Below are 17,146 nucleotides of genomic sequence, written 5' to 3' on the forward strand. Positions count from 1 at the left end.
AATATCGAATCTCGTACATCCCAACCCCCAATCCCGAATCCCAATTTATGGACAAGAGCTTCGAACCCGGCCAGATAGAACCTAAGTGGTATGCGCAGTGGGAGGCTTCCGGTGCGTTCAAGCCACAAGGCGACGGCGATCCGTATTGCATCCTGCTGCCACCGCCAAACGTGACCGGCACGCTGCACATGGGCCATGCCTTCCAGCAGACGGTCATGGATGCGCTGAGCCGCTACCAGCGCATGCGCGGATCACGCACGCTCTGGCAGGGCGGCAGTGATCATGCCGGCATCGCGACGCAGAAGATCGTCGAGAACCAGCTCGCCGCCGAGGGCAAGACACGCCACGATCTCGGCCGCGAAAAATTCATCGAGCGGGTCTGGGACTGGAAGCAGGAATCGGGTTCGACGATCAGCAACCAGATGCGCCGCATCGGCACCTCGGTGGACTGGTCACGCGAACGCTTCACCATGGACAAAGGCCTTTCCGCTGCCGTACGGCGCGTATTCGTGCAGTGGTATCGCGATGGCCTGCTCTATCGTGGCCGGCGTCTGGTCAACTGGGACCCGGTGCTGATGACGGCGGTCTCGGACCTTGAGGTCAACAGCGAAGAGAAGGACGGCAACCTGTGGTCGATCCGCTACCCGGCCAGCGATGGCGGCGAAGGTCTGGTCGTCGCCACGACGCGTCCCGAGACAATGCTCGGCGATGTCGCCGTGGCCGTGCATCCGGATGACGAACGCTTCCAGTCGCTGATAGGCAAGACCCTCAAGCTGCCTCTGACCGATCGTGAAATTCCGGTCATTGCCGATACCTATGTCGAACGCGATTTCGGCACCGGTTGCGTGAAGATCACTCCGGCGCATGATTTCAACGATGCGCAGATCGGCGCGCGCCACAAGCTTGCACCCATCGTGATTCTCACCCTCGATGCGAAAGTCGTCGAGGAAGCACCGGAGGCTTATCGCGGCCTTGATCGATTCGTCGCGCGAAAGAAGATTCTTGCGGATCTGGAAGCGCTTGGGCTCCTGGTCGAGACGAAAAAGCACAAACTCCAGGTGCCAATCAGCCAGCGCACCGATGCCGTCATCGAGCCGATGCTGACCGATCAGTGGTTTCTCGACCTGACCAGCGACACACGTGTCGATGGCCAGCCTGGGCCGGGTGGCCGAAAGGCCATCACCGAGCCGGCGCTGGCCGCCGTGCGCGATGGCGAAATCCGCTTCGTTCCGGAGAACTGGTCGACCACCTACAACCAGTGGCTGGAGAATATCCAGGACTGGTGCGTCAGCCGCCAGCTCTGGTGGGGCCATCAGATTCCCGCCTGGTATGACGAAGCCGGAAACATCTTCGTCGGCGAGGACGAAGCCGATGCGCTGGCCCATTCCGCGATCAAGCCGACCGGCGCACTGCGACAGGACGAGGATGTCCTCGATACCTGGTTCTCCTCGGCGCTGTGGCCGTTCTCGACCATGGGATGGCCGGGACCCGGCCCGGTGACCGAGAATGGCGAGATCGTCGCCGACTGGTCAAAGGACCAGGAATTCATTCCACGTGCGGTGCTGGTCACCGGCTTCGACATCATCTTCTTCTGGGTCGCGCGCATGGTCATGGCGACGCAGTACTTCACGGGCAAGGTGCCGTTTCGCGAGGTCTACATCAATGCCATCGTGCGTGATGCCGAAGGCCAGAAGATGTCCAAGTCCAAGGGCAATACGATTGATCCGCTCGACCTGATCGACGGCATCGACCTCGAATCGCTGGTCAGGAAATCGACGGCTTCGCTGCTGATCCCGCAGGTCCGCGAAAAGGTCGAGAAGCGCATCCGCAAGGACTATCCGGAGGGCATTGCTGCCGTTGGAACCGATGCGATGCGCTTCACCTTCGCCGCACTGGCGACCTACGGACGCACGATCAATTTCGATCTGAAGCGTGCCGAAGGTTACAAGAATTTCTGCAACAAGCTCTGGAATGCGGCGCGATTCGTTCTCATGAACGTCGAGTCTGCCAGCCCCGGCACTGCCATGCCGGTGACCGCCGCCGAGCAATGGATTCTTTCGCGACTTGCCGCGACGCTTGATGAAATCGAGGCGCAGTTCAAGACGTACCGCTTTGACCTGATTGCTCAGGCACTCTACGAGTTCGTCTGGAATGACTATTGCGACTGGTTCCTCGAACTGAGCAAACCCGCACTCAATGGCGACGACGCAGCAGCCATTGCCTCGACGCGACAAACACTGCTGCGTGTTCTCGAGGCGATCCTGCGCGCGCTGCATCCAATCACGCCGTTCATCACTGAGGAGATCTGGCAGAACGTTGCGCCACGTCTGGGCATCGTCGGTGACAGTGTCTCGACACGCCCGTATCCGCGCAGCGATGAATTCTCCACGGGAATCGAGACTGGTTCGGTAGCCGACGTCGAGTGGCTCAAATCGGTGCTCGGTGAAGTTCGCGGAATCCGCAGCGAGATGAATATTTCACCGGGCAAGCAGATCCCGCTACTGTTCGCCAGAGGCACCAAACAGGATCGCCAACGCATTGATCGCTTTGCCAGCCAGATTGCGTTCCTGGCCCGCACCGAGTCGCAACGCTGGCTTGCGGAAGGCGAGGAAGAGCCGGCGTCCGCATCAGCCATCGTCGGCGAGCTGCGCGTCCTGATTCCGCTGGCTGGCCTGATCGATCTCGATGCAGAGAAGGCGCGACTGGAGAAGGAGATCAAGCGCATCGATGGCGAAATTGCCAAATGCAACGGCAAACTCGGCAACGAGACGTTCGTCGCCAACGCGCCTGCCGCCGTTGTCGAACAGGAACGCCAGCGTCTGACCGATTTCAGCGCAACACAGGACGGGCTGCGCGAGCAGCTGGCTCGCCTCTGAGCAGGCGTCTGCCTTTTGCACCCTCTCCCCTCGGGAGAGGGAGAAAGCCGGCGCTGATCAAGTGACACGGCTCCCGCACGGATAGTCGGCCATGCGCCTGCTCAACTCCCATCCAGCGCAAAAATCGGCTTTCTGGTCTTCCACGCACCCGCGGTGAAATCGGGAAACTCGACGGTCATGTTGCCAAGGCCGATGGATCGCTCAGACAAGGGCGTGATCGCGCTCCAGGTGACGGCGTCGTAGATGTCGATCGGCATCGGTGCCGAGGCCTTCAGGGACTCCACGAACGCTCGCACGACGAAGAAATCCATGCCGCCGTGTCCGCCTCCGGCGGCTTCGTCCCCATACTTGCGCCAGAGCGGATGATCGTATCGATCCAGCCAGGGCTGAGCGAGCTCCCACTGATGCGCCTTGGCGCTGCGGCCTTCGATGTAGATCGACTCGTTGACATCCATCCACAATCCCTTCGTGCCTTGCACGCGGAAACCCAGTGAGTAAGGGCGCGGCAGGGAGGTGTCATGGGTGAGCAGGATGGTCTCGCCTTGTTCGCAAGCTATCTGGGTGGTGACGACATCACCCAGGCTGAATTGCACCTTCGCATTCGGATGGTCGGCTCCTCCTTCGTCAAGCACGTGGTTGTGCAGTCCGCGTGACTTGCTCGCGTAGCTGGTCATGCGCACAAAGCGGTTGCCGCGATTGATGTTGGCCCACATTGCACAGGGACCGATGCCGTGGCTTGGATACAGTTCGCCATTGCGGGCCACAGAATGCGGGGTACGCCAGCGCGATTCAGACCAGCCCTTGTCACCGAATTCGACGCCGCCACCATAGGGCTGGCCGGGAACGCCTGAATTGAACTTCACCTTGCGCAAATCGTGCTCGTAGCCACCCTCCAGATGGATCAACTCGCCGAATACGTCCTGGCGGACCATATTCAGCGTGGCCAGAACGTCACGGCGATAGCAGACATTCTCCAGCAACATGTACGGCGTGCCGGTGCGCAACTGGGTGCGCAGGACCTCCCAGTGCTCCTCCAGGGTAACCGCGGCGACAACCTCGCAGCCAACCGCAACCCGCGCCTCCATGGCCGCCATCGACATCGGAGCGTGCAATTCCCATGGCGTGGCGACAAGCACGGCATCGAGGCGAGCCTTGGCAAGCATCTCCCGCCAGGCGTCGCCTTGACCGGTGTAGATGCGCGCCTTGGGCCGCCCGGCTTCGCTCAGGATGCGTGCGGCGCCCTCCAGGGCGAAGCTGTCGATATCGCACAGGGCAACGATGTCCACGCCATCCTGCTTGAGCAGCTCGCCCAGCAGCACCTGGCCCCGCATGCCAGTGCCGATCAGGCCCACGCGCAACGCATGGCCTGTCTTGCCAATGGCTGACGACCACGGCATCGAGGCCAGCGCGCCAAATGCCAGCGATGTTTTCAGGAAATCACGACGTTGCATGGCCCCTCCGGAGGATCATTTCAATGTTGCCGCCAGACTTCCATCCTACCTGCGTCTTTGGCACCAGCACTCATGGTCCCGACCGGATCCTGCCAGTTTCGAGCCGATCCTGCCGGGAAGGCATGACGCCCTACCCCTGAATCGGCGATAATCCGCGACCCTCTTTTTTCCCATGCCCGACTGCCTTGGCCGAATCGGCCGCGTCGGCAACGCTCAAACCCGGAGTTGTCATGCAATACATCTACACGATGATCGGCGTCAGCAAGGTCGTCCCGCCCAAGCGCCAGATCATCAAGGACATCTCGTTGTCATTCTTTCCAGGCGCCAAGATTGGATTGCTCGGCCTGAACGGCGCGGGCAAATCCACCGTGTTGCGCATCATGGCCGGCGTCGATACCGATTTCCAGGGCGAGGCGCGCGCCGTTCCCGGCACCAAGATCGGCTATCTTGAACAGGAACCGAACGTGGATCCGGACAAGACCGTGCGCGAGGTCGTCGAAGAAGGTGTCTCCGACGTCATCAACGCGCAGAATCGCCTGGATGAGGTCTATGCGGCCTACGCCGAGGAAGGCGCCGATTTCGACAAGCTCGCCGCCGAGCAGCAGCGCCTCGAAAGCCTGCTTGCGGTGACCGATGCACACGCGCTGGAACGTCAGCTCGAAGTGGCTGCCGATGCACTGCGACTGCCGCCATGGGAAGCGAACGTAGGCAAGCTCTCCGGTGGCGAAAAACGTCGAGTCGCACTTTGCCGACTACTGCTGTCGAAGCCGGACATGCTCCTGCTTGATGAACCGACCAACCATCTCGATGCCGAATCGGTCGAATGGCTGGAGAATTTCCTGGCCGACTTCCCAGGCACCGTGGTCGCAGTGACCCATGACCGTTACTTCCTCGACAACGCGGCAGAATGGATTCTCGAGCTCGATCGCGGCCGTGGCATTCCATGGAAGGGCAACTACTCCTCGTGGCTGCAGCAGAAGGGCGATCGCCTCAAACAGGAAGAGTCCAGCGAAAAGGCACGACAGAAAGCCATCCAGCGCGAACTCGAATGGGCCCGCAGCAACGCCAAGGGCGGCCGCAGCAAGGGCAAGGCGCGTCTGGCCAAGATGGAAGAGCTGCAATCAGTCGACTACCAGCGCCGCAACGAGACCAACGAGATCTTCATTCCACCGGGCGAGCGCCTTGGCAGTTCGATCATGGAGTTCAAGGGCGTAACCAAGTCCTTCGGCGATCGCCTGCTGATCGAGGACCTGAGCTTCGTCGTGCCACATGGCGCGATCATCGGCATCATCGGCCCGAACGGCGCCGGCAAGTCGACCCTGTTCAAGATGATCATCGGCCTCGAGAAGCCGGACAAGGGTGAGATCACGCGCGGGCAGACGGTCAAGGTCGCATATGTCGACCAGAGCCGCGAGAAGCTCGAAGGCGACCACAACGTCTTCCAGGAAATTTCAGGCGGCGCCGACATCCTCAATATCAACGGCATCGAGATCCAGTCGCGCGCCTATCTTGGCCGCTTCAACTTCAAGGGACAGGACCAGCAGAAACTGGTCGGCACCTTGTCCGGTGGTGAGCGTGGCCGCCTGCACCTGGCCAAGACCCTGCTCCAGGGCGGCAACGTACTGCTGCTCGACGAGCCCTCCAACGATCTGGACATCGAAACCCTTCGCGCGCTGGAGGACGCCCTGCTCGAGTTCCCGGGCAACACGTTCGTGATCTCGCATGATCGCTGGTTCCTTGATCGCATCGCCACCCACATCCTCGCCTATGAAGGCGATTCGCATGTTGAATTCTTCGCCGGAAACTACCGCGAGTACGAAGAAGACAAAAAGCGGCGCCTCGGCGATGACGCATCGACACCGCATCGTCTGCGTTACAAGAAGCTGGTTTAAGGGCAGGAAAAGGAAAACGGGGAGTCGAAAAGGCGACTCCTCGACGATTCATCCCCGTTCGGCGAGTTGTTTCACCGGACATGCAGGCCTGGCTTGAGGTGCTGCGCCTGAATGAATCTGCAGGCTCGTCGCATTGGATCCGGACAACACGGCCTGGGTGCAGGAAACAGCATTGGCCCTGATCGGATTCGGTAGTACCGTGTCGAATTCACGGGTCTGGTGGATACGCACTGACCCATTCCCCATTTCCCATTCTCGGTCCCCGTTCCGCCAATGACGTTCATGGAAGCCTTGCGCGCTGCCTGGCAGCGCAACAATTCGATGGTCTGTGTCGGGCTTGACCCGGAGCCTTCGCGGTTTCCGGCGCACTTTGCCCGAGACAGCGATGCGGTATTCAATTTCTGCCGCGCCATCGTCGATGCCACTGCCGACCTGGCTTGCTGCTTCAAGCCACAGATCGCCCACTTCGCGGCACTGGAAGCGGAAGATGCCCTGCAGCGCCTGATTGCGCATATCCACACCCATCAACCTGGCGTTCCGGTCATCCTCGATGCCAAGCGTGGCGACATCGGCTCGACTGCGCAGCACTATGCCAATGAGGCCTTCGATCGCTACGAGGCCGATGCAGTGACCGTGAATCCGTATCTGGGTCGCGACTCGGTGCAGCCGTTCCTCGACCGGGCCGACAAGGGGGTGGTGATCCTCTGCCGCACTTCGAATCCGGGTTCCGCGGACCTGCAGGAACTTGATGTCGGCGGACGCCCGCTCTACCAGCACGTGGCGGCCATGGTCGCCACGGATTGGAACGCCAACGGCAATTGCCTGCTGGTCACCGGTGCAACCTGGCCGGAACAGCTGGCCGAAGTGCGCCGCATCGTGGGTGACATGCCCTTGCTCGTGCCTGGCATCGGCGCGCAGGGCGGCGATGTCGAAGCGGTGCTTCGAAACGGCCAGTCCAGCGACGGGAGCGGACTGTTGATCAGTTCTTCCCGCGCCATTCTGTACGCCGGAAATGACGACAAATTCGCCGACGCGGCGCGCCAGGCGACATGGACCCTGCGAGATCAGATCAACAGCCATCGCGGTGCCAATCGGCGAACGGACGCCTGAATGTTCACCGTTGCGCTGACTGGCGGGATTGCATCCGGCAAGTCAGCCGTGGAAACGCGCTTTGCCGCGCGAGGCGTCGACATCATCGATGCCGATCTGGTAGCCCGGGAAGTCATCGCCGCGGGAACCGAGGGACTCGCGGAGGTGGTTGCAGCATTCGGATCTGATGTCCTCGCTGCAGACGGGACCCTGGACCGAGGCGCAATGCGGGAACGCGTTTTCGCCGACCCGGATGCCCGGCGCCGCCTCGAAAGCATCATCCACCCACGGGTGAGAGATGCAATGCGCGAGGCGCTCGCCGGTTCGCGTGCAGCCTACGCCATGCTGGTCATTCCGTTGTTTGTCGAATCAGGCGAGTACGCCTGGGTCGATCGTGTTCTAGTTGTCGATGTACCGCGCGAGATGCAGGTCGCCCGCCTGCTGAAGCGGGACGGGATCACCCGCGAACTCGCCGGGAAGATGCTTGATGCCCAGGCCACGCGCGAGCAACGGCTGGCAGTGGCCGACGAGGTTATCGACAACAGCGGCGATCTGGCTGCCCTGGATGATGCCGTTGAGACACTGCATCAGCGCTATCTGGAATTGGCCGGCTGAACAGCACTCTGTCGGCGACGGCGGCCGGCCTCCAGACGATCAGGTGCCGGCATTCCCTGATGGCCAGAGCGCGCGAATGGCTGCAATGCCCTGGGCACCACCTCGTTGCGCAGTTCCAATGTCGATCGGCCCCATGCCACCCAGCACATAGACCGGCATGGGTGCCTGCGCAATCAGGGCGGACGCACGCTGCCACCCCAACGAAACGGAGCCGGGATGACTTGCCGTCGGTTCGATCGGGGACAAGGTGACGAAATCAGCTCCGATCGCAGCGGCGTGAGAGATTTCTTCCTGGCTGTGGCATGACACGGCCAGCCAGCGATCGTGTCCGATCGGACGATCCCTGAGGCCGGCGGCGATACGCGCAGGAAGGTGCACGCCATCCAGACCTAGCAATTCGGCCAACTGCCAGTCTGCGTGCAGCAGCAGTTGGGCATCATGCGCGGCACAACAATCACGCACCGCACGGGCCAAGGGTGCCACCGCCGCCCTGGTCCAGCCAGGCAGACGCAACTGGACCAGGCGAACGCCTGCTCGCAGTGCGTTTTCGAGCCCTGGCATGAATTCCGGATCTTCTTCCCGGGCAGGTGCCGGCGTGATCAGGTAGCGATCCGGCAACCGGAGTGCGCTGACCACGGGGCGGTCCGCAGGTGGCAGCAAACGAATGTCGATGTCCCTCGGACTCGCCCATGCCAGCGCTTGCCCGTCGAGTGACTGCAGGCGTCCACGGAAGGAATTGATTTCGTATACATCGAGCAGGATGTCCCCGCACGGGATGCTGATCAGCCCCTTGCCGATCTGCGCCCGAATCCCCAGCTCTTCGTGGAGCTCCCGTGCGAGTGCCTGCTGCGCACCTTCGTGCGGATCGACCTTGCCGCCGGGAAACTCCCAGTAGCCGGCCCACTCCTTTCCAGAGGGGCGCCGGGCCAGGAGCACACGGCCCTCGATATCGCGCAGCACGCCGGCGACGACGTGAGTTCGCGCCTGCTTGTCCGGATCGGCATCAGTCATGGTGGATTCGCGTCGGGCGTCCGCGCGAAGACCTGGCTTCGCGCGTCAATTCATGGGAACGGACATGTCGCCCGCAACTGCTACTCAGTTCAAGCTGCCGTGGCACTGCTTGAATTTCTTGCCCGACCCGCAAGGACAAGGATCATTCCGGCCAACCTTGGGGGTGTCGCGCTGGATCGGCGTGGACCCGGGCAGTGCATCCCCGCCCGCTTCGGTTTCCGCATCGCCACCATAGGCAGCCGGCTGAGCGTGCTGGAACTTCATGTTCTTGGCCTGCGCCTCGGCTTGTGCGATCTGCTCTGCCTCGAGTGCCTTTACCTCCTCCTCACTGCGAATGCGCACGCGCGCAAGCAGTTGCACAAGCTCATGCTTGATGCGCTCAAGCATCTGCTGGAACAGCAGGAAGGATTCACGCTTGAACTCCTGCTTGGGCTGCTTTTGCGCATATCCGCGCAGGTAGATGCCCTGGCGCAGGTAGTCCATGCTGGTCAGGTGCTCCTTCCAGCAGTTGTCGACGACGGAAAGCATGACGTGCTTTTCCAGCGAGCGCATGGTTTCTTCACCGAGCAAGGCTTCCTTCTCGCGGAACAGCCGCGATGCGGCATCTTCAACTTTCACAACGATGTCGTCGGCTCCGGCCTCTTCCTGATCTTCAAGCCAGCCGCGAAGGTCAATCTTGAGGTTGAACTCCGACTCCAGTTCCTTTTCAAGACCAGCGATATTCCACTGATCGTCGATGGTATTGGGCGGCACAAAGCGACGAACGAGATCGGCGAACACATCTTCACGGATGCTCTGTACCGTCTCACCAACACCTTCGCTTTCCAGCAACTCATTGCGTTGCTCGTAGATCACCTTGCGCTGATCGTTGGCCACGTCATCGAATTCCAGCACGTTCTTGCGGAAATCGAAGTTCTGCGCCTCGACCTTGCGCTGCGCATTCATGATCTGCTTGGTGACCATGCGATCCTGGATCGCGTCCTCTTCCTTCATGCCAAACATGCGCATCAAGCCGGCCACGCGCTCGCCCATGAAGATACGCAGGAGATTGTCTTCCAGCGAAAGATAGAAGCGTGTCGAACCCGGATCGCCCTGGCGCCCGGAACGGCCGCGCAACTGGTTATCGATGCGGCGGGACTCGTGGCGCTCGGTACCGATAATGCGCAACCCGCCAGCTTCGAGCACCTTGGCATGGCGCTCCTTCCATTCGGCTTCGAGCCGCTTGCGCTCGGATTCGGGAGTTTCTTCAGGCAATGCAGCCAGTTCAACTTCGAGATTGCCGCCGAGCACGATATCGGTACCGCGGCCAGCCATGTTGGTGGCGATCGTGACCACGCCCGGGCGACCGGCCTGGGCGACGATGATGGCTTCCCGCTCATGCTGCTTGGCGTTGAGCACTTCATGCGGGACGTTCGACTTGTTGAGCAGGCCTGACAGGTATTCCGATGTCTCGATGGAGGTGGTGCCGACCAGTACCGGCTGGCCCCGTTCGTAGCAATCCTTGATGTCATCGATGATGGCGTCGTGCTTGTTCTTCGCCTTCAGGAAAACGACATCGGGCTCGTCCTTGCGCACCATGGGGCGGTGGGTCGGAATGACCACGACTTCGAGCCCGTAGATGGACTGGAATTCGAAGGCTTCGGTATCCGCGGTGCCTGTCATGCCCGCGAGCTTGTCGTACAGTCGGAAGTAGTTCTGGAACGTTATCGAGCCAAGGGTCTGGTTTTCGCGCTGGATCGGCATGCCTTCCTTGGCCTCGACCGCCTGATGCAGGCCATCGGACCAGCGTCGCCCAGCCAGCGTACGCCCAGTGAACTCATCGACGATGATGACTTCGCCGTCACGCACGATGTAGTCCACGTCGCGCTGGTAGATCGCATGTGCGCGCAGGCCGGCATTCAGATGATGGACCACGGCCAGATGCTTGGTGTCATACAGGCTCTCGTCGGGCCCGATGATGCCTTCGGCACGAAACAGGGCTTCGGCATGCTCCATGCCGGCCTCGGAAAGATGGACCTGACGCTGCTTCTCGTCGACCCAGAAATCACCCTCGCTGTCTTCCTTCTCCTGGCGCACGAGTTTCGGCACCAGACGATTGACCTTGACGTAAAGTTGCGGCGAATCATCTGTCGGTCCGGAGATGATCAGCGGTGTGCGGGCCTCGTCGATCAGGATCGAGTCGACTTCGTCGACGATCGCAAACGAGAGCTTGCGCTGATAGCGCTGGTCCTTCGATTGCGCCATGTTGTCGCGCAGATAGTCGAAGCCGAATTCGTTGTTCGTGCCGTAGGTGATGTCCGCGGCGTAGGCACCACGCTTGTCGCCATGGTCCATGCCCGGATAGACCACGCCGACGCTCATGCCAAGAAAGTTGTAGATCCGCCCCATCCAGGCCGAGTCACGCCTTGCCAGGTAGTCGTTCACCGTGACCACATGCACGCCCTTGCCGGTCAGCGCGTTTAGGTAGACAGGCAGCGTACCCACCAGGGTCTTGCCTTCGCCGGTGCGCATTTCCGCGATCTTGCCCGAGTGCAGGACCATGCCGCCGATCAGCTGCTCATCGTAGTGGCGCAGGCCGGTTACCCGCCTGGCGGCCTCACGCACGACGGCGAAGGCTTCCGGCAACAGGGAATCCAGGGACTCGCCATCGCTGACGCGCTTGCGGAACTCGTCCGTCATTGCCTGCAAGGCAGCATCGTCGAGCGCTTCGAAGCGGGGCTCCATGGCGTTGATGCGAACAACTGTCTTGTTCAGCGTGCGCAGGATCCGCTCGTTGCGGCTGCCAAAAATGCTCGTCAGGAAACGTTGAAACATCGGTTTTTCTGTCCGGGTAGTGCCGTTTGTCCCGCAAAATGCGAGCACGGCTGAAAAGCGAAGGCCGCCGATGATACGGCGGCCTCGGCATTACACCAAGCCTGTGTATTGATTCACACTAGTGGGGATTGGATCCCCTGATTCAAGAGCATCCTGGCGAAGTCGGGAAACTAGCCGCGACTTGCGCGTGTTGAACGCACATAGGCCATGGGGTTGACCGGGCGACCATTCAGCCAGACTTCGAAATGGCAATGCGGTCCCGTCGAGCGTCCGCTGGAGCCCACTTTGGCGATAACCTGCCCCACATGGACCCGCGTACCCACTTCGGCGAGATTGCGCGAATTGTGCGCGTATCGCGTCATGTATCCGTTTCCGTGGTCGATTTCGACCACGTTTCCGTAACCGTTGCGTACGGCTGAATAGGTCACTACACCCTCGGCCACGGCCAGAATGTCGCTGCCCATGGGCACGTCGAAGTCGACACCCAGATGGACCGCCTGGCGGCCGGTGATCGGATCGGTGCGGGTTCCATAGCGCGATGCCACATAGCCATGCGCAACAGGCATGCCTGTCGGCAGCAAGGCATTGTCGATCTTGCGATCAAACAGCAGGTTTTCGAGGACACCCAGTTGGGCTTCCTGGCGCTCGAACTCGGCGCGGAGATTTTCGATATCGCCACCCAGGGGCAGCGGGGGGGAAATCTCACCGAGGGATTCTTCCGGTCCACCCAGGGCTGGCTCGGTTGCGAAATCAAATTCGCCGTCCTCGAGCTTGCCGACCTGGGTCAGGCGATCTCCGAGGGCATTGAGTCGGGTTGCCTGTGCGCGCAACTGACCAATCTGCATGGCCAATGCATCCAGATTGCGCTGGGAGTCGCGCTCCACGTTTCCAAGCTCACCTTTCTGCAGCTCGATCTGCGCCCTCAGGGCGACAAGATCACGCATCGCTGCGTCGCGCGGATTCACGGTAAACAACGCGAGGGCAAACCCCATGCCGGCAAACAACGCAAAAACCGAACAGAGCAGCGAACCAACCAGCACGCAACCGCGCCTGCTACTCAAATCGATACATCGCGGGGTTGAATGTGATTTCGCGACTAGAATGATGTTCATTAAATGGTTCGCCGAATGGGTTTCGCCATGCAGCAAAGTCCTCCATCACGCAAACGCCTGCCAAGTACCTTGGTACCCGTCGCAGAGTGCGTCGCCCTTGACACACTCGCGAAGCGCGCGCGCGTCCTGGACCAGCTTGATGAAAAACTACGCCACCACTTGCCCGATTCACTGGCTCGCGAATGTCGACTTGCGGACCTGCGTAACGGGCGGCTTGTATATCTCGCGACAAGTCCGGCTTGGGCGACGCGCCTAAGGATGCACCAGGCAAACCTTCTGGCTGAAGCCCGCGCCGCCAGTGGCAGCGCTGTCGAACTCCTCGTTGTGAAAGTGGCCGCCCTGCCGATCGTTCCCTCGGAACCGGACAGATTCACACCACTTTCGACCACCGCTGCAAGCCATCTGCGCACGGCGGCAAAAACTCTCAAGGACCCGGAACTGCAGGCCTTGTATTTGAAGCTGGCGTCCCTCGCCTCGGATGATTCTTTGCCAGAGGCCTGAAGACCCCCTTCCCCTGGAACAGGAAGCTCCAGCAGGAGCTCCCCTGATGCAACGAACTGCTTACAGCGCCTGCGCCGGATGGGCGTAGGAAATTGGAGCCTTGGATTCGTCGTCGAAACTGACCTCTTCCCAGGCTGTCTTGTCAGCCAGCAAGGCTCGCAACAAGGTGTTGTTGAGCGCATGACCGGACTTGTAGCCATAGAATGCGCCAATAAGGCTGTGTCCGAGGAGATACAGGTCACCAATTGCGTCAAGAATCTTGTGCTTGACGAATTCGTCCTCGTATCTCAGGCCATCCTCATTGAGGACGCGGTAGTCATCCAGCACGATCGAGTTGTCCATTGACCCGCCCAGGGCCAGATTCCTCTCGCGCAGCATTTCGATATCGCGCATGAAACCAAAGGTTCGCGCACGGCTGACTTCCTTGACGAACGAGGTAGTCGAGAAATCGATCTCGCTGGTTGAAGTTCGCTTGGCGAACATCGGATGGTCAAAATCGATCGAGAATCCGACCTTGAAGCCGTCAAATGGTTCAAATCTGGCCCATTTGTCGTCCTCACGGACGGTCACCGATTTCTTGATGCGGACGAAGCGCTTGGCCTTTACCTGCTCCTCGATACCCGCTGACTGCAGCAGGAATACGAAGGGGCCAGCACTGCCGTCCATGATCGGGACTTCCGGTGCGGACAGGTCGACATAGGCATTGTCGATGCCGAGACCGGCAATTGCCGACAGCAGGTGCTCGATCGTCGCGATGCGGACATTGCCTTTGACCAAGGTCGTGGACAACCGCGTATCACCGACATTTTCGCAACAGGAAAGAATCTCCACCGGCTCGGCAAGATCCACGCGCCGAAACACAATCCCTGTATCAACCGCAGCGGGTCGCAAAGTCATGTAGACCTTGTCACCCGTATGGAGACCTACGCCTGTCGCCCTTATTACGTTTTTGAGCGTGCGTTGTTTAATCATTTTTTTGGTCTGACCCCTGGGGCAGGAGCATCAAAACGCCGGGGAGAGTAGCACAGCATTCCAGTCAGCGATAGTTAAGCCGACGTCAAAATCATACAGGTGTTGCGCATTCACCACACCCTTTTATTTTTGCCAGGGTGGGCCCACAAGCCGCCAGAATTGGCGGTTATGCCCTGATCAGTCGGAAATTTGGCGTTTTCCCGAAAAAAACATGCCGCTGCGGCGCCACGCAGCGGCAGTGACGCCAGCACGTCCGCTGTCTCACGACAGCGGCACCGACCCGCCCGGATAATTGATCCGGTGCGAGGCAGCCTGGAGGCTGGGCGGGACTCTTGAGCTGTTGGCTGATTCTCTCCTGTCAGTCAGCCTGCCGCCGCAAGAAGGCGGGGATGTCGAGATAGTCGACCTGGCTGTCTGTCGATGCGTTGGCCTGCTCCGCGGGTACGCTCCTGTGTATCGCAGACGGCACACGCTCCGGAATGTCCGCATAGTCGACCTCGCCCGTGGTCGCATTGCGCACGACCTGCATGGGCGCACGCGGGGCGATGATCGCCTCACGCTCACGCTCCGAACGCACAGGCTGGCGGACAGCATTGCGGTTGAGTCCGGTGGCGACCACGGTGACGCGGATTTCGTCCTGCAGCTCGGGATCGAGCGCAGTTCCGATCACGACGGTTGCATCCTCGCTGGCAAACTCGTGGATGACCTGTCCGATGTCGTCGAACTCGCGCATGGTCAGGTTCTGGCCAGCGGTGACATTCACGAGAATGCCGCATGCACCTGCCAGATTGATGTCCTCGAGCAAGGGGTTGTTGATGGCGGCTTCGGCAGCGGCCACGGCACGATCGTCGCCGCGCGCATTGCCACTTCCCATCATCGCCATGCCCATCTCCGCCATGACCGTGCGTACATCGGCAAAGTCGACGTTGATGAGTCCCGGTCGGGTAATCAGGTCGGCAATCCCCTGCACGGCACCGAGCAACACATCGTTGGCCTGCTTGAATGCACTGAGCAGGGTGACGTCGCGCCCGAGAACGGTCAGCAGCTTCTCATTCGGCACGGTGATCAGCGAATCCACGTGCTGGGTCAGGTCCTCGATGCCCTTGAGCGCCACCTGCATGCGCCGGCGCCCTTCGAACGGGAACGGCTTGGTTACCACTGCCACTGTCAGGATGCCCATCTCCTTGGCCAGCTGGGCCACTACTGGCGCCGCACCGGTTCCGGTTCCGCCGCCCATGCCGCAGGTGATGAAGGCCATGTCCGCGCCCTGCAGCAGTTCGCAGATGCGTTCACGGTCCTCGAGTGCGGCCTGGCGGCCTACCTCGGGGTTGGCACCGGCACCGAGACCCTTGGTGACATTGGCGCCGAGTTGCAGCGTGTGCTTTGCACCGCTGTTCTTGAGTGCCTGTGCGTCTGTATTCGCACAAACGAATTCAACACCCTCGATCTGGGCATTGACCATATGGCTTACGGCATTGCCGCCGCCACCGCCCACACCGATGACCTTGATCACCGCATTGGGCTCCATCCTTTCGATCAGCTCAAACATTTCCCGTCCTCCGTCGGCTTTAGCCGTATTGATTTAGATGACTCCGACCACGTTGCTGCCTTGCTCCGTGTTCGACTCGCGGACAACTGGCGCGCTGTCCGCAAAGCAACCGTTTCGGTTGCGCCACCGCACATCCTGCGCAGTGGTTTTTCCTGGCAAGTCCTGGCTATGGCCAGCACTCAAAAATTTCCCTTGAACCAATTCGATACCCGATCCCAAACCCCGCCAACCGCATCAACTCCGCGGGGCGCGCCATGAGATGCCTGCCTGCTTCCGTACAGCAGCAGTCCAACCCCCGTCGCATGGATCTGATTCGAAACAACATCGGAAAGGCCGGTCACGTGCTGCGGAATGCCCAGTCGTACCGGCATGTGGAAAATCTCTTCAGCGAGATCGACCACGCCTTCCATCTTGGCGGCACCTCCGGTCAGCACGATTCCCGCCGCCACCAGGCTTTCGTAGCCTGAGCGACGCAGTTCGGCCTGGGCCAGGGAGAACAGTTCTTCGTAGCGCGGCTGGACGACTTCGGCGAGCGTCTGCCGTGCCAGTCGACGCGGCGGCCTGTCGCCGACGCTGGGCACCTGAATGGTTTCTTCGGCATGCGCGAGCTGGGCCAGTGCGCAGGCGTACTTGACCTTGATTTCCTCGGCATGTGCAGTCGGCGTGCGCAAGGCCACGGCGATGTCGTTGGTGACCTGATCACCGGCGATTGGCAACGACGCGGTATGCCGGATTGCACCCTGGGTGAAGATGGCGATATCCGTCGTACCGGCACCAATGTCGACAAGACAGACGCCGAGTTCGCGCTCGTCCTGTGTCAACACGGCGAAACTCGACGCGATCTGTTGTGGCACAAGGTCGTCGACGCGCAGGCCGCAGCGCGAGACGCATTTGCGGATATTGGCCGCGGCGCTCATTGCACCGGTTACCAGGTGCACGCGCGATTCCAGCCGCACCCCGCTCATTCCGATCGGGTGACGGATGCCTTCCTGCCCATCGATCACATAGTCCTGCGGCTCCAGGTAGAGGCGCTCCTGGTCCGCCGGGATCGCCACGGCGCGTGCCGCCTCAATGACATGCTCGCGATCCGCCTCGGTCACTTCCTTGTCGCGGATAGGCACGATGCCGTGCGAATTCAGGCAGCGGATATGGCTGCCTGCGATTCCTGCATAGACGGAACGGATCTCGCAACCCGCCATCAGCTCCGCTTCCTCGATGGCACGCTGGATCGACTGCACGGTGGATTCGATGTCCACGACAACAC

General features: G+C 60.8%; 12 protein-coding genes. 5 read left to right on the plus strand and 7 right to left on the minus strand.

The window, feature by feature from the left end; all coding sequences use genetic code 11:
• Nucleotides 1-47 precede the first annotated feature (47 nt).
• Nucleotides 48-2,876, plus strand: a complete 2,829-nt coding sequence (locus tag WBP53_RS09535) for a valine--tRNA ligase (protein WP_423928287.1) — start codon at nucleotides 48-50, stop codon at nucleotides 2,874-2,876.
• Nucleotides 2,877-2,977: 101 nt separating this feature from the next.
• On the opposite strand, the gene WBP53_RS09540 is transcribed toward WBP53_RS09535, so the two are convergent.
• A complete protein-coding gene (locus WBP53_RS09540) occupies nucleotides 2,978-4,327 on the minus strand; it encodes a Gfo/Idh/MocA family protein (protein WP_423928289.1) in 1,350 nt (449 codons plus the stop codon).
• Between the two features lie 230 nt (nucleotides 4,328-4,557).
• Between WBP53_RS09540 and ettA the strand changes: the two genes are divergently transcribed.
• The 3 genes from ettA (at nucleotide 4,558) to coaE (ending at nucleotide 7,923) form a co-directional block, all read left to right on the plus strand.
• A complete protein-coding gene (gene ettA, locus WBP53_RS09545; RefSeq protein WP_423928291.1) occupies nucleotides 4,558-6,219 on the plus strand; it encodes an energy-dependent translational throttle protein EttA in 1,662 nt (553 codons plus the stop codon).
• A gap of 273 nt (nucleotides 6,220-6,492) precedes the next feature.
• Nucleotides 6,493-7,329: an orotidine-5'-phosphate decarboxylase gene (gene pyrF / locus WBP53_RS09550; RefSeq protein WP_423928293.1), complete on the plus strand. Its 837-nt coding sequence runs from the start codon at nucleotides 6,493-6,495 to the stop codon at nucleotides 7,327-7,329.
• Entirely contained in the window at nucleotides 7,330-7,923 is a 594-nt protein-coding gene (coaE, locus tag WBP53_RS09555) for a dephospho-CoA kinase (RefSeq protein WP_423928295.1), read from the plus strand. It begins immediately after the preceding gene.
• A gap of 39 nt (nucleotides 7,924-7,962) precedes the next feature.
• On the opposite strand, the gene WBP53_RS09560 is transcribed toward coaE, so the two are convergent.
• The 3 genes from WBP53_RS09560 to WBP53_RS09570 form a co-directional block, all read right to left on the minus strand.
• Nucleotides 7,963-8,934, minus strand: a complete 972-nt coding sequence (locus WBP53_RS09560; RefSeq protein ID WP_423928297.1) for a Nudix family hydrolase — start codon at nucleotides 8,932-8,934, stop codon at nucleotides 7,963-7,965.
• Between the two features lie 84 nt (nucleotides 8,935-9,018).
• Nucleotides 9,019-11,748, minus strand: a complete 2,730-nt coding sequence (secA, locus tag WBP53_RS09565) for a preprotein translocase subunit SecA (RefSeq protein WP_423928301.1) — start codon at nucleotides 11,746-11,748, stop codon at nucleotides 9,019-9,021.
• Nucleotides 11,749-11,918: 170 nt separating this feature from the next.
• Nucleotides 11,919-12,809, minus strand: coding sequence for a M23 family metallopeptidase (locus tag WBP53_RS09570; protein ID WP_423928303.1), 891 nt, complete (start codon nucleotides 12,807-12,809; stop codon nucleotides 11,919-11,921).
• A 66-nt stretch (nucleotides 12,810-12,875) separates the two neighbouring features.
• Here WBP53_RS09570 and WBP53_RS09575 point away from each other — a divergent pair, with 66 nt between their 5' ends.
• Nucleotides 12,876-13,361: a DciA family protein gene (locus tag WBP53_RS09575; RefSeq protein WP_423928305.1), complete on the plus strand. Its 486-nt coding sequence runs from the start codon at nucleotides 12,876-12,878 to the stop codon at nucleotides 13,359-13,361.
• Nucleotides 13,362-13,421: 60 nt separating this feature from the next.
• Here WBP53_RS09575 and lpxC read toward each other — a convergent pair whose 3' ends face one another.
• The 3 genes from lpxC to ftsA form a co-directional block, all read right to left on the minus strand.
• Nucleotides 13,422-14,333: a UDP-3-O-acyl-N-acetylglucosamine deacetylase gene (gene lpxC, locus WBP53_RS09580; protein ID WP_423928307.1), complete on the minus strand. Its 912-nt coding sequence runs from the start codon at nucleotides 14,331-14,333 to the stop codon at nucleotides 13,422-13,424.
• 358 nt (nucleotides 14,334-14,691) lie between these two features.
• Entirely contained in the window at nucleotides 14,692-15,882 is a 1,191-nt protein-coding gene (gene ftsZ, locus WBP53_RS09585; RefSeq protein ID WP_423928309.1) for a cell division protein FtsZ, read from the minus strand.
• Nucleotides 15,883-16,061: 179 nt separating this feature from the next.
• Nucleotides 16,062-17,146: cell division protein FtsA (ftsA, locus tag WBP53_RS09590; RefSeq protein ID WP_423928311.1), on the minus strand; the 1,085-nt coding region annotated here is incomplete at its 5' end.

It is taken from the genome of Dokdonella sp., assembly GCF_049593775.1.
Taxonomy (GTDB): domain Bacteria; phylum Pseudomonadota; class Gammaproteobacteria; order Xanthomonadales; family Rhodanobacteraceae; genus Dokdonella.

Excerpts from the sequence above, each read along its gene's own strand:
- WBP53_RS09535 (WP_423928287.1), top strand. The coding sequence starts at position 48 with ATGGACAAGAGCTTCGAACCCGGCCAGATAGAACCTAAGTGGTATGCG.
- WBP53_RS09540 (WP_423928289.1), bottom strand. The coding sequence starts at position 4,327 with ATGCAACGTCGTGATTTCCTGAAAACATCGCTGGCATTTGGCGCGCTG.
- ettA (WP_423928291.1), top strand. The coding sequence starts at position 4,558 with ATGCAATACATCTACACGATGATCGGCGTCAGCAAGGTCGTCCCGCCC.
- pyrF (WP_423928293.1), top strand. The coding sequence starts at position 6,493 with ATGACGTTCATGGAAGCCTTGCGCGCTGCCTGGCAGCGCAACAATTCG.
- coaE (WP_423928295.1), top strand. The coding sequence starts at position 7,330 with ATGTTCACCGTTGCGCTGACTGGCGGGATTGCATCCGGCAAGTCAGCC.
- WBP53_RS09560 (WP_423928297.1), bottom strand. The coding sequence starts at position 8,934 with ATGACTGATGCCGATCCGGACAAGCAGGCGCGAACTCACGTCGTCGCC.
- secA (WP_423928301.1), bottom strand. The coding sequence starts at position 11,748 with ATGTTTCAACGTTTCCTGACGAGCATTTTTGGCAGCCGCAACGAGCGG.
- WBP53_RS09575 (WP_423928305.1), top strand. The coding sequence starts at position 12,876 with ATGGGTTTCGCCATGCAGCAAAGTCCTCCATCACGCAAACGCCTGCCA.
- lpxC (WP_423928307.1), bottom strand. The coding sequence starts at position 14,333 with ATGATTAAACAACGCACGCTCAAAAACGTAATAAGGGCGACAGGCGTA.
- ftsZ (WP_423928309.1), bottom strand. The coding sequence starts at position 15,882 with ATGTTTGAGCTGATCGAAAGGATGGAGCCCAATGCGGTGATCAAGGTC.